Raw genomic sequence first — 12,829 nt, 5'->3', positions numbered from 1 at the left:
CTGAATGTTATAATATTACGCCTTAGCGATCAAAACGTCGAGAGTTCATATTATGTTACATAAAAACAAGTGGTTGAAGCGGGCAATTTTGGGCAGTGCAATTTTAGCGGCCAGCCCATTTAATATTGCCTCCGCTGCGGTCGTTACATCAGTGCGTCCGTTAGGTTTTATCGCCGCAGCCATTGCTGATGGTGTATTACCCACCGAAGTCTTACTGCCCGATGGCGCATCGCCACATGATTATGCTTTGCGTCCATCAGATGTCCAGCGGTTACGCAGCGCTGACCTGGTTATTTGGGTTGGGCCGGAAATGGAAGCATTTTTAGCAAAACCGTTAACGCAAGTTACTGATAATAAAAAGATAGCCTTGGCACAGCTACCGTCAGTTACACCTTTGTTAATGAAAGGTGATGAAGAGGGGGGTAATGAAGGGGCAGATGAAAGGCATGATCATGATCATGCGAAAGATAATCATAGTGACGAGCACCACCATGGTGGATATAACATGCATATTTGGTTGTCCCCAACCATTGCCAAACAATCGGCAATTGCTATTCACGACAGATTATTGGAACTTATGCCACAAAATAAGGACAAGCTAGATGCAAACCTGCGCCGATTCGAGGATCAACTAGCGCAAAATGAAAAAAATATTGCTACTATGTTAAAGCCTGCCCAAGGTAAGGGATACTTCGTTTTTCATGATGCTTATGGCTACTTTGAAAAACATTTTGGCTTGAGCCCATTAGGGCATTTTACAGTCAATCCCGAAATTCAACCTGGTGCGCAGCGTTTACATCAAATTCGAACACAGTTGGTTGAGCATAACGCGGTATGCGTTTTTGCTGAGCCACAATTCAGGCCAGCCGTCATTAATGCTGTCGCCAAAGGAACAGACGTGCGTTCAGGCACCTTAGATCCTTTGGGGAGTGGCATAGTATTAGGCAAGGACAGCTATGTGGACTTTATGTCTCAGTTGTCGAACCAATACGTGAGCTGCCTGAAGTAAGATTAAAAGGATACTCATAAGTGCAGCAGATAGTCCGAACTATCACTTTGGCGTATAACAATCTCCCTCGACCCCACCGCATTATGCTGGGGTCGTTGACTGTAATGACACTGGCCGTAGCTGTTTGGCGGCCTTTTGTTTATCATTCGGAGCACGAACCTGTTGCTAAAAGTGTTGTATTAGATACCAGCCAAAGCCGTGTTTTACTCCCCGAAGCCAGTGAGCCTATTGATCAGCCAACCCCTGATGATGAAATCCCACAAGACGAATTAGATGCTAAAGATGTCAGTGAAAGTGGTGTTCATGAGTACGTGGTCTCGACCGGCGATACCCTTAGTACCATTCTGACCCAATATGGCATTGATATCTCCGATGTTTCGCTGTTGGCAACTCAAAATCGTGATTTGCGAAATCTGAAAATCGGGCAACAAATCTCTTGGACAGTCAACGACACCGGTGATTTGCAGCGCCTGACATGGGAGGTTTCTCGTCGTGAAACCCGCACCTATGACCGTGTAGGTAATAATTTCAAAGAAACAAAAGAGTTACAGAAAGGCGAGTGGACCAATGCGGTTCTCACCGGTCGGCTCGACGGTAGTTTTGTTACCAGTGCCAAAAAAGCCGGTTTGACGGGCGCAGAGATTCGCGCTGTGACAAAAGCATTACAATGGCAGTTGGATTTTGCCAAACTGCGTAAAGGTGATCAGTTCTCGGTGTTGATGTCCCGTGAAATACTTGATGGCCGCAGTGAGCAAAGCCAACTGGTTGGGGTGCGTATGCGTTCTGGCGGTAAAGATTATTACGCCATCCGTGCCGATGACGGTAAGTTCTATGACCGGCTTGGTTCTGGTTTGGCGCGTGGTTTTATGCGTTTTCCTACCATGAAGCAATTCCGGGTCTCGTCTAACTTTAATCCTCGCCGCATTAACCCGGTAACCGGGCGCATTGCACCGCATAAAGGGGTGGATTTTGCGATGCCAGTGGGTACCCCAGTGCTTGCTGTCGGTGATGGCGAAGTGGTTATTGCTAAACGTAGCGGGGCTGCGGGTAACTATGTGGCTATTCGTCATGGCCGCCAATACACCACCCGTTACATGCATTTGAAAAAATTACTGGTGAAACCAGGCCAAAAAGTGAAACGTGGTGATCGTATTGCCTTGTCGGGTAACACCGGCCGCTCCACAGGCCCGCATCTGCATTATGAATTCTGGATGAACCAGCAAGCCGTTAACCCATTGACCGCTAAGTTACCGCGTTCAGAAGGGCTGAGCGGCAAAGACCGCAGTGACTATCTGGCTATTGCGAAGCAGGTCATTCCGCAGCTGCAACTGGATTAATAGCTCGCCGGTAGTCATGAATTTATGCTACCGGCGTGTTTATACCCAGCGGTATATTATTATCCCACCGCCCATTCCAAGAGTTTCCCATGCATAAAGAGAAAAACGACGCAGCTGGTTTTATTCCGGTATTTAAGAAATCTTTCCTACATCCCCGGTTTTGGGGGGTATGGTTAGGTGCTGGGGCAATGGCGGCTATGGCTTATGTCCCACCGAAATTCCGTGATCCATTATTGGCCGGGGTGGGGCGTCTTGCGGGTAAATTTGCCAAAAGTGCCCGTCGTCGTGCCCGCATTAACCTCCTTTATTGTATGCCAGAGCTGCCAGAGGCAGAGCGCGAACATATTATTGATCAAATGTTTGCGACCGCAGCGCAGCCTTTAATGATGATGGCCGAGCTGTGTTTTCGTGACCCAAAGAAAGTGTTATCGCGTGTTCACTGGCACGGGTTGGATATTCTTGATGGCCTACAGCAGCAGGAGCGCAATGTTATTTTGTTAGTGCCCCATGCATGGTCGATTGATATTCCCGCCATGCTGTTAGCTGAACAAGGTAAGCCGGTTGCTGGTATGTTCCATCACCAACGAAATCCATTAGTCGATTACTTATGGAATAGCGCGCGCTTGCGGTTTGGCGGGCGCATTCATGCACGTGAAAGTGGCATTAAGCCGTTTATTAGCTCAGTGCGTCAGGGTTTTTGGGGATATTATTTACCCGATGAGGACTATGGCCCTGAGCAAAGTGAGTTTGTTGATTTCTTTGCGACCTATAAGGCGACATTACCGGCAGTCGGGCGGTTGATGAAAGTTTGTCGTGCGGCCATTGTTCCCATGTTTCCGGTTTACAATTATCGTGAGCACCGCCTTGATATCTATATTCGTCCGCCAATGGATGATTTGGCCGATGCCGACGATGCTTATATTGCGCGCCGAATGAATGAAGAAGTTGAGTTGTTGGTTAAACCGAATCCAGAACAATATACCTGGATTCTAAAACTGCTGAAAACCCGGCGAGAAGGCGAGATAGAGCCGTATGTTCGTAAGGATCTCTAAGGTCGGTCATTGAGTAAAGGCCGACAGTTGAATGTAGTTGAATAGAGACAACAAAAAGCCCGCTATTAATGAGTGGGCTTTTTGTTTCTAATTAAAGATTACTCAACGCGGATGATGCGGCTGGTATTGGTGGTACCAATCGTCCCCATAACATCGCCTTGTGTGACGATAACTAAATCGCCAGACACCAGGAAACCTTTATCTTTCAGTCGATTAACTGCTTCGGTTGCGGCAAGAATGCCATCAGTATGGGTATCGCAATACACTGGCGTGACACCGCGATAAATAGCCGTCAGGTTCAAAGTATGCTCATGACGTGACATCGCAAAGATTGGCAAGCCAGAACTGATACGCGACATCATCAGCGCCGTGCGGCCAGATTCAGTCATCGCAATAATTGCTGTAATGCCTTTCAAGTGGTTTGCCGCATACATGGTCGACATCGCAATGGCTTCTTCGACATTGTCGAATTGCACATCAAGGCGGTGTTTGGACACATTGATACTTGGGATTTTTTCTGCACCGAGACAAACACGCGCCATGGCGGCAACCGTTTCAGCCGGATACTGGCCCGCTGCTGTTTCGGCTGACAACATGACCGCATCGGTACCATCCAATACGGCGTTAGCCACGTCCATTACTTCCGCACGTGTTGGCATTGGGTTGGTTATCATTGACTCCATCATCTGGGTCGCAGTGATAACTGCACGGTTTAGCTGGCGAGCCCGGCGAATCAGTTTTTTCTGAATGCCGACTAACTCAGGGTCGCCGATTTCGACACCCAAGTCACCACGGGCAACCATCACTACATCTGAGGCCAGAATGATATCGTCCATGGCTTCATCTGTCGCCACGGCTTCAGCACGCTCAACTTTTGCTACGATTTGCGCATTGCAGCCAGCATCACGCGCCAAACGGCGAGCATAATTCAAATCTTCGCCAGTACGTGGGAAAGAGACCGCCAGGAAATCCACACCAATTTTGGCGGCAGTAATAATGTCGGCTTTATCTTTTTCTGTCAGCGCTTCAGCAGACAGGCCACCACCTAACTTGTTGATACCTTTGTTGTTGGAGAGCGGGCCGCCGACAGTCACTTCGGTGAACACTTTCATGCCCTGAACTTCAATGACTTTTAATTGTACGCGACCATCGTCCAGCAACAGGATGTCACCGGGAACAACATCTGCCGGTAATCCTTTATAATCGATACCAACTTTGTCTTTATCGCCTTCGCCTTTTGCCATATTGGCATCGAGCAAGAATTTATCGTGTACGTTAAGGAAGACTTTTCCTTCCTTAAAAGTAGATACCCGGATCTTAGGACCCTGTAAATCGCCAAGAATCGCTACATGGCGCCCCAATCGGGCGGCAATCTCACGGACTTTATTGGCCCGCGATATATGATCTTCAGCACTACCATGGGAAAAATTCAGGCGGACTACGTTAGCACCCGCGACAATAATCTTTTCCAGATTATTGTCGCGGTCAGTAGCCGGCCCCAGTGTAGTAACAATCTTGGTCCTTCTGAGCCGTCTGGACATCTCTTACTCCGTTGACTGATGAAGCATGGTGTTGTTAAAACAGCGGATAATAAATCCGATAGTAAAATCTAATGTAAGTGACAAATTTTACGACGATGTATCTGTGACAGTTATGTTTGCGCTAACAACGTTTTACAACAAAACGTTTTACAACAACATAGTGTCATTTATGTTATCCGCTTGCGACTGTAAAACAATTGATGCGTAAAATGGCCCATGCAGATTCCATTTTTACATCAATGACCACATTACAAAAGCGAGCTATTGACTCCTTATTGACTCGGATATTGATCGAGTCAAACACGTATCATATTTCAATGATACGTCAAACTTTCACGGCAGAAGATGCGCTAACACAAAACAAAGCGACTTCGGCCTGCGTGTCATTTACTTTTTGACACATTTAGTTTTCTAACCTTACTCACCACTATTGATTTGTTGAGAGTTTTTGTCGAAGCGAGATTCTTTCAATGCATCTTTAACCCGCTTTAGGTTATCCCTGAATTTAGCCCCTCGGCGCAGAGTAAAACCGGTCGCTAAGACATCAATTAAGGTCAATTGAGCAATACGCGATACCATCGGCATATACATATCAGTATCTTCCGGCACGTCCAGCAACAGAGGTAATGTTGCTTCATTAGCCAGCGGAGTATCACGCGAGGTAATGGCAATCACTGTGGCATCGTTTTCACGCGCGAGCTGTGCCAGCTCAACGAGGCTTTTTGTCCGCCCAGTGTGTGATATTAATACCACCACATCACCTTCATTGGAATTCATGCAACTCATGCGTTGCATCACGATATCATCGAAATAAATTATCGGGATATTAAACCGGAAGAATTTATTCATTGCGTCATGGGCTACAGCGGCCGACGCACCAAGGCCAAAGAACGAAATTTTCTTCGCTTGTGTCAATAAATCCACTGCTCGGTTGATCGCGGCAATATCTAAATTATTCTTCGCCATATCCAAACTGGCCATGGTCGATTCAAATATTTTCCCAGTGTAAGCGGCTACACTATCATCCTCTTCGACGTTCCGATTCACATAAGGTGTGCCATTTGCCAGACTTTGTGCCAAATGAAGTTTAAAATCAGGGAAACCTTTGGTGTCTAGTCGACGGCAAAAGCGGTTTACCGTGGGTTCGCTGACGTTCGCCAATTTGGCTAATGTGGCAATACTTGAGTGGATGGCAGTTTGTGGGGAAGCGAGGATCACCTCGGCGACTTTCCTTTCCGACTTGCTCAGGAGGTCCAGATTATTTTGGATATTTTCCAGCGTATTCATATAACGAGAGTCACCCATGGGTTTTACCGATTTCATTTAAAGGAGAAATCTATGTCGGTTTAATGAAAATATACTACGAGCTGGAACCCGTTGGCAGAGACATCTGGTTGGAAACAACTCTTTTTCACCAGAATATGACCTGTGTCTAATTTTCATAATGGTAAATAGTTGTCAAAAACGTCATAAAATTACATTTTAAAGTTGCACCGCCTGATTTGACGCGGCCTGCCACTCTATTGAGTGTTTTTTAACCTTTTTTGGTCCACTTTTATCTGGGTTTACTGGCTATAGTCAAAGAGAGTACATTAGTAATGTAAGAAAATTACAAATATCCTGCAACGAGGAGTATAACATGGCGGTAACTAATACAGCCCAGGCAGCCCAGGCGTGTGATCTGGTGATTTTCGGCGCTAAGGGCGACTTAGCGCGTCGGAAACTGTTGCCTTCCCTTTACCAATTAGAGAAAGCGGGTCACATCCACCCTGATACTCGGATTATCGGCGTAGGCCGTGCCGACTGGGACAAAGACGCGTACACAGCCGTGGTAAGGGAAGCCCTCGATACCTTTATGAAAGAGACGCTGGATGATGAATTGTGGCAAAAACTCAGTTCTCGCCTCGATTTCTGTAATTTAGACGTCAATGACAGCAAACACTTTGCCAAATTGGGCAAAATGCTGGATCAAAAAAATCGCACAACCATCAACTACTTCGCGATGCCGCCGAATACCTTTGGCGCAATTTGTAAAGGATTGGGTGAAGCGGGGCTGAATAAAGAGCCAGCACGCGTGGTAATGGAAAAACCTTTGGGGAAAGATTTAGCTTCCTCACGGGTGATTAATGATCAGGTCGCTGAGTATTTCAACGAATGCCAGGTTTACCGTATCGACCATTATTTAGGTAAAGAGACAGTATTGAATCTGTTGGCTTTGCGTTTTGCTAACTCACTGTTTGCGTCTAACTGGGATAACCGCACCATTGATCATGTGCAGATTACTGTCGCAGAGGAAGTGGGGATTGAAGGGCGCTGGGGCTATTTTGATCAGGCCGGTCAGATGCGCGACATGATCCAGAACCACTTGCTGCAAATCCTAACCATGATTGCCATGTCACCACCGGCAGATTTGAGTACCGACCGTATCCGTGATGAAAAAGTGAAAGTGCTGCGCTCGCTGCGCCGTATTGATCACACCAATGTCCGCGAAACCACGGTTCGAGGTCAGTATACGGCCGGCTTTGTACAGGGCAATAAAGTCCCCGGCTATCTGGAAGAAGAAGGGGCGAATAAGAGCAGCAATACCGAAACATTCGTTTCTATCCGGGTCGATATTGATGACTGGCGTTGGGCCGGTGTGCCGTTCTATCTGAGAACCGGTAAACGTCTGCCAAGCAAATGTTCTGAAGTGGTGGTGTACTTTAAAAACCCTGCGCTGAATCTGTTCCGTGAGTCTTATCAACAATTACCACAGAACAAACTGACCATCCGTTTGCAGCCAGATGAAGGCATCGAAATTGAAGTGCTGAATAAAGTGCCCGGTCTTGAGCATAAACACCGTCTGCAAACCACCAAGCTTGATCTCAGCTTCTCCAAAACCTTTAACGAACAGCATATTGCGGATGCTTATGAACGTCTGCTGTTGGAGACGATGCGCGGTATTCAAGCCCTGTTTGTGCGCCGTGATGAGGTGGAGGAAGCTTGGAAGTGGGTCGATTCCATCATGGATGCGTGGGCTGCTGATAATGAGGCTCCAAAGCCTTATCAATCTGGGACATGGGGGCCAGTAGCCTCTGTTGCTATGATTACTCGTGATGGCCGTTCATGGAATGAGTTCGAATAACTATTTAGGTTATGACTATACCCTAAATAATTCGAGTTGCAGGAAGGCGGCAAGCGAGAGAGTCCCGATGAGCTTACATCAGTAAGTGATTCGGGTTATTGAGCGTAGCCAACGCACATGCAGCTTGAAGTATGACGGGTATATTGCCCGATAACAGCGCCCACTCAGGTGCAATAATAAAGAGCCGTTAGCTGGCTCGCATTGTGATTCTTTATGGCTGGCGAAACCTCATCGTCAATGTTCTGCCAGCCATCTTTCAACTGACACCTTCGGGTGAGTCCATGCCAACCGGCATAAGTGGAGATAACAACGAATGAAAAGCTGGAAAATGAGCGCAGAGCAGGTAATGACCGCAGGCCCTGTCGTCCCGGTGATCGTGATAAATAAGATCGAGCAGGCGGTACCGCTAGCAAAAGCTTTGGTGGCTGGTGGTGTTCGGGTGCTGGAAGTGACGTTGCGCACCCCTTGTGCTGTTGAGGCTATTCGCGCTATTGCCAAAGAAGTTCCTGAGGCCATTGTGGGGGCGGGTACGGTTCTTAATCCGCAGCAACTGGCTGACGTGGTTGAAGCAGGTGCTCAATTTGCCATTAGCCCAGGGCTGACTGATGAACTTCTCAAAGCGGCAACCGAAGGTGATATTCCATTGATCCCAGGAATAAGCACAGTTTCTGAACTGATGCTTGGCATGAGTTATGGCCTGCGTGAGTTTAAATTCTTCCCGGCAGAAGCTAATGGTGGTGTTAAAGCCTTGCAAGCTATCGGCGGCCCATTCTCTCAAGTGCGTTTCTGCCCAACTGGCGGTATCACACCGAACAACTATCGCGATTACCTGGCGCTGAAAAGCGTATTGTGTATCGGCGGTTCATGGTTGGTTCCGGCTGATGCGTTGGAAAAAGGTGATTACGCTCGCATTACTGAATTAGCCAAACAAGCTGTCGCGGGCGCTACGGCATAAGTTGCTCTAACTCCATGAACTGCTGGGAGAACCCGGCAGTTATGCTGAATACAAAACCTCTGCAATGCAGGGGTTTTGTTGTTTTTAGAAAGGCTAACTTATTATTTTTTAATCTCTTTTTATAAACTATTTATATAATTGATGGTTTGCTTTATAAAATTGACTGTGGTAAAAATACAGCAGTTAATTATTCCAATTTGATGAGGGTTTTAGGCGTATCGCACTGGATTTGGCATACAAGAATGTAACCAAAACGTGTGTAGCTAAAAAAAAGAGATATATTATGATGAAAACTAATGGAATTACTTTCAAGCCTTCTACATCCCAACTCTTCCTGTCAGCCATTCTGGCCAGTGAGCATCACTGGTGCAGCGAGCTGTAGCGCCTTTCTTCTTCCGTAGTTAATAAATTTAACAAAAAGTTTATACGCCAAGTGAGTTTCTATTTCTTACGGCCTGCGCACGTCTATTCCCTGTGAATGGGGTGCCGAGTGAGGATAACCGTAACAAATAGACCTTAGCGTGCGTTTATGCGTGTTAGGAGAAGAATGATGATTTATTGGATATTTTTAGGTCTAGCGATTGTTGCTGAGATTATCGGCACATTATCAATGAAATACGCCAGTGTCAGTGGTGAGATGACCGGGCATATCGTGATGTATTTTATGATAACCGGCTCATATATCTTGCTGGCACTGGCGGTAAAGAAAGTCGCGTTAGGGGTGGCTTATGCTCTGTGGGAAGGGATTGGTATCCTGATTATTACTGTTTTCAGTGTGTTGTGGTTTGATGAAAGCTTATCGCCACTGAAAATTGCCGGTTTAGTGACTTTGATCGGCGGCATAATGTTAGTGAAATCAGGGACTCGTAAGCCAAAGAAACCAAACAGTCCGAGCCGAAATTCGGGTGAGCATCATGCAACAGCTTGAGTTTTATCATATTGCCTTTCTGATATTGGCGGTGATTCTGGAGATAATCGCCAATATTTTGCTGAAAATGTCAGATGGTTTTCGCCGGGTATGGTTGGGGATTTTATCACTGTTGTCAGTGCTAGGGGCATTCAGTGCTTTGGCGCAAGCGGTAAAAGGCATTGAATTATCAGTGGCTTATGCCTTGTGGGGCGGTTTCGGTATCGCCGCCACTGTGGCCGCGGGTTGGATTCTGTTCAATCAGCGGCTGAACTATAAAGGTTGGATTGGTCTGATCTTGCTCTTGGCCGGCATGGTAATGATTAAGCTATCCTGATATCCCCTTTGTACTTGAAGTTGCAGGGGTGTTGGCTGCGCGCGCAAACCCGAATCACTTACCAGTGTAAGCTCATCGGGATTTGTTTGCTGGCCGCCTACCTGCAACTCCAATTACTTTGGGTATATCGAGTGACATTTTTTAGTTGAAGCAGATCGCAAAATCAAATAGCCGCAATGATTTTGATTTCAACTTTATACTTCGGATTCATTAACTTAGCTTCGACCGTGCAGCGTACCGGTGCATTGCCATCCACCACCCAAGCATCCCACGCTGCATTCATTGCCGCGAAATCTGCTTTGTCGGCCAAAAAGATAGTCGCATCCAAAATACGGCCTTTATCTGAGCCAAGTTGATTCAGCATCATATCAATGGCTGCCAGTGTGTTTGCTGTCTGCGCAGTGGCGTCTGCATCCAGATTTTCCGGAACGCTGGTGTAATAGATTGTATTGTTGAATACAACTGCGTCTGACCACCGTTTTTCTGGATTAATACGCTCAATACTCATTTTCGCCCCTTTGTGTAAATGTCAATGACTATCAGGGTAGCATAGCTTGTCGCGAGAATGTGTGGTCGCGGGCTCTTAGGCTTGGCATAATCACCGCTGATTTCGCCCGGAAGAGAAAGTGTGACAGACGATTTTGCAACAGACGGCGCATTAGCGCAGGCCATTACAGGTTTTAATCCCCGAGAGTCTCAGCGCCAAATGGCTGCGGCCATCAGTGAATCTATTGATGCCAAACAACAACTTGTGGTTGAGGCAGGTACTGGTACCGGTAAAACATTTGCTTATTTGGCACCCGCATTACGGGCTGATTGCAAAGTCATTATCTCCACTGGCTCCAAAGCATTGCAGGATCAACTGTATTCCCGCGATTTGCCTACTGTCGCTACCGCCTTAAAATATAAAGGAAAGTTGGCGTTACTCAAAGGCCGATCAAACTACCTGTGTCTGGAGCGGCTTGAGCAGCAATCACTGGCGGGCGGCGAGTTGGCCAGTGAAACATTAGTGGATTTAGTGCGCTTACGCGGCTGGTCGGCAGAAACCGTTGACGGGGATATCAGCACTTGTGGTGAAGTTGCAGAAGACAGTTTTGTCTGGCCGTTAGTGACTAGCACCAATGATAACTGTCTGGGGAGTGATTGCCCGCTGTATAAAGAGTGCTTTGTGGTGAAAGCTCGCCGCCGGGCGATGGATGCCGATGTGGTGGTAGTTAACCACCATTTATTCCTGGCGGATATGGTGGTGAAAGAGAGCGGCTTTGCCGAGCTAATCCCCACCGCCGATGTGATGATTTTCGATGAGGCCCATCAAATACCTGATATTGCCAGCCAATATTTCGGCCAGCAATTGACCAGCAGGCAACTGATGGATCTGGCGAAAGACATCATTATTGCTTATCGCACAGAAGTGCGTGACTCGGCGCAATTGCAAAAAAGTGCTGACCGGTTGACACAAAGTACCCAAGATTTTCGTTTGGTGCTGGGGGATCCCGGCTATCGCGGCAATCTGCGCGATGTGATGGAGCAACCCGCTATTCAACGGGCGCTGTTGTTGCTCGATGATGCGCTGGAACTGTGCTACGACGTGATGAAGCTTTCACTGGGGCGCAGCGCCATGTTGGATGCGGCCTTTGAGCGGGCGACGGTGTATCGCAACCGTCTGAAACGATTAAAAGATGTCACCACCCCCGGTTACAGTTATTGGTATGAATGTAATTCACGGCATTTTGTGCTGGCACTCACGCCACTGTCCGTTTCTGACCGCTTTCGCGAGTTAATCGAAGAAAAACCTGGAACCTGGATTTTCACCTCGGCCACTCTGTCGGTGAATGACCAATTATCACATTTCACTTCACGGCTGGGGCTGACCAACGCCAAGACGCTGTTGCTGCCCAGCCCATTTGACTACGCCAATCAAGCATTATTGTGTGTGCCGCGGAATTTGCCCTCCGCCAATGAGCCGGGGGCAGCACGCAAACTGGCTGTGATGCTAAAGCCCTTGATTGATGCTAACAAAGGGCGATGTTTCTTCCTGTGTACCTCGCACCAGATGATGCGTGGGTTGGCCGAAGAGTTCCGTGCCAGCATGACATTGCCGGTATTGGTGCAAGGGGAAACCAGCAAAGGGCAACTGCTGGCGCAGTTTGTGGCGGCAGGTAATGCGCTATTGGTGGCGACTAGCAGCTTTTGGGAAGGGGTCGATGTGCGCGGTGATGCCCTGTCTTGCGTTATTATCGACAAACTGCCATTTACCTCGCCGGATGACCCCTTATTGAAAGCGCGCATTGAAGATTGCCGTCTGCGCGGCGGCGATCCGTTCAATGACGTGCAATTACCCGATGCAGTGATAACTCTGAAGCAAGGTGTCGGGCGTTTGATTCGTGATATTGATGATCGCGGTGTGCTGGTTATCTGCGATAACCGGCTGGTAATGCGCCCTTATGGCGCGATGTTCCTCAATAGTTTACCACCGGCACCCCGAACCCGTGATTTGGCGAAAGCTATCGCTTTTCTCAAGCAGCGCGATTGAGGGAAAAGCGAGGAGGGGTGTGCTATCATGCGCG

At 47.6% G+C, this 12,829-nt stretch carries 11 protein-coding genes; 8 read left to right on the top strand and 3 right to left on the bottom strand.

Translation table 11 applies throughout. The features are described from left to right. Positions 1-52 precede the first annotated feature (52 nt). The 3 genes from znuA (at position 53) to lpxM (ending at position 3,398) form a co-directional block, all read left to right on the top strand. Entirely contained in the window at positions 53-1,009 is a 957-nt protein-coding gene (znuA, locus tag OVO64_RS04590) for a zinc ABC transporter substrate-binding protein ZnuA (protein WP_038633358.1), read from the top strand. A 20-nt stretch (positions 1,010-1,029) separates the two neighbouring features. Further along, a complete protein-coding gene (mepM, locus tag OVO64_RS04585; RefSeq protein WP_038633355.1) occupies positions 1,030-2,346 on the top strand; it encodes a murein DD-endopeptidase MepM in 1,317 nt (438 codons plus the stop codon). Between the two features lie 89 nt (positions 2,347-2,435). After that, a complete protein-coding gene (gene lpxM / locus OVO64_RS04580; protein ID WP_038633351.1) occupies positions 2,436-3,398 on the top strand; it encodes a lauroyl-Kdo(2)-lipid IV(A) myristoyltransferase in 963 nt (320 codons plus the stop codon). Positions 3,399-3,496: 98 nt separating this feature from the next. Here lpxM and pyk read toward each other — a convergent pair whose 3' ends face one another. Both pyk and OVO64_RS04570 read right to left on the bottom strand, forming a co-directional pair. After that, complete coding sequence (pyk, locus tag OVO64_RS04575) at positions 3,497-4,939, bottom strand: pyruvate kinase (protein WP_038633348.1); 1,443 nt, start codon at positions 4,937-4,939, stop codon at positions 3,497-3,499. 417 nt (positions 4,940-5,356) lie between these two features. Next, positions 5,357-6,244, bottom strand: a complete 888-nt coding sequence (locus OVO64_RS04570; protein WP_271301877.1) for a MurR/RpiR family transcriptional regulator — start codon at positions 6,242-6,244, stop codon at positions 5,357-5,359. 334 nt (positions 6,245-6,578) lie between these two features. Between OVO64_RS04570 and zwf the strand changes: the two genes are divergently transcribed. The 4 genes from zwf (at position 6,579) to mdtI (ending at position 10,262) form a co-directional block, all read left to right on the top strand. Continuing rightward, the gene (gene zwf, locus OVO64_RS04565) at positions 6,579-8,063 is read left to right on the top strand and encodes a glucose-6-phosphate dehydrogenase (protein WP_004390690.1); all 1,485 of its coding nucleotides are present in this window, start codon (positions 6,579-6,581) and stop codon (positions 8,061-8,063) included. 313 nt (positions 8,064-8,376) lie between these two features. Then, positions 8,377-9,018 (top strand): bifunctional 4-hydroxy-2-oxoglutarate aldolase/2-dehydro-3-deoxy-phosphogluconate aldolase, encoded by a 642-nt coding sequence (locus OVO64_RS04560; protein WP_038633345.1) that lies wholly within the window; start codon positions 8,377-8,379, stop codon positions 9,016-9,018. A 550-nt stretch (positions 9,019-9,568) separates the two neighbouring features. Beyond that, positions 9,569-9,946 carry a multidrug/spermidine efflux SMR transporter subunit MdtJ gene (gene mdtJ, locus OVO64_RS04555; RefSeq protein ID WP_050113509.1) on the top strand — a complete coding sequence of 126 codons (378 nt, stop codon included), beginning with the start codon at positions 9,569-9,571 and terminating at the stop codon, positions 9,944-9,946. Continuing rightward, positions 9,933-10,262, top strand: coding sequence for a multidrug/spermidine efflux SMR transporter subunit MdtI (gene mdtI / locus OVO64_RS04550; RefSeq protein WP_005163022.1), 330 nt, complete (start codon positions 9,933-9,935; stop codon positions 10,260-10,262). The genes mdtJ and mdtI overlap by 14 nt, the downstream gene beginning before the upstream one ends. A gap of 163 nt (positions 10,263-10,425) precedes the next feature. Here mdtI and OVO64_RS04545 read toward each other — a convergent pair whose 3' ends face one another. Then, positions 10,426-10,770 (bottom strand): RidA family protein, encoded by a 345-nt coding sequence (locus OVO64_RS04545; protein WP_038633337.1) that lies wholly within the window; start codon positions 10,768-10,770, stop codon positions 10,426-10,428. A 120-nt stretch (positions 10,771-10,890) separates the two neighbouring features. On the opposite strand from OVO64_RS04545, the gene OVO64_RS04540 reads away from it, so the two are divergent. Further along, complete coding sequence (locus OVO64_RS04540; protein WP_038633334.1) at positions 10,891-12,795, top strand: ATP-dependent DNA helicase; 1,905 nt, start codon at positions 10,891-10,893, stop codon at positions 12,793-12,795. Positions 12,796-12,829 lie beyond the last annotated feature (34 nt).

This window comes from Yersinia sp. Marseille-Q5920, assembly GCF_946902935.1.
GTDB lineage: Bacteria > Pseudomonadota > Gammaproteobacteria > Enterobacterales > Enterobacteriaceae > Yersinia > Yersinia rochesterensis.
Note: the sequence above shows the minus strand (reverse complement) of the source record. Positions and strands in the feature narration are given on the sequence as shown.

Bases quoted from the DNA above. Each gene is read 5' to 3' on its own strand.
- zwf (WP_004390690.1), top strand. From the start codon at position 6,579: ATGGCGGTAACTAATACAGCCCAGGCAGCCCAGGCGTGTGATCTGGTG.
- OVO64_RS04545 (WP_038633337.1), bottom strand. From the start codon at position 10,770: ATGAGTATTGAGCGTATTAATCCAGAAAAACGGTGGTCAGACGCAGTT.
- OVO64_RS04560 (WP_038633345.1), top strand. From the start codon at position 8,377: ATGAAAAGCTGGAAAATGAGCGCAGAGCAGGTAATGACCGCAGGCCCT.
- mdtI (WP_005163022.1), top strand. From the start codon at position 9,933: ATGCAACAGCTTGAGTTTTATCATATTGCCTTTCTGATATTGGCGGTG.
- lpxM (WP_038633351.1), top strand. From the start codon at position 2,436: ATGCATAAAGAGAAAAACGACGCAGCTGGTTTTATTCCGGTATTTAAG.
- pyk (WP_038633348.1), bottom strand. From the start codon at position 4,939: ATGTCCAGACGGCTCAGAAGGACCAAGATTGTTACTACACTGGGGCCG.
- znuA (WP_038633358.1), top strand. From the start codon at position 53: ATGTTACATAAAAACAAGTGGTTGAAGCGGGCAATTTTGGGCAGTGCA.
- mdtJ (WP_050113509.1), top strand. From the start codon at position 9,569: ATGATTTATTGGATATTTTTAGGTCTAGCGATTGTTGCTGAGATTATC.
- OVO64_RS04570 (WP_271301877.1), bottom strand. From the start codon at position 6,244: ATGGGTGACTCTCGTTATATGAATACGCTGGAAAATATCCAAAATAAT.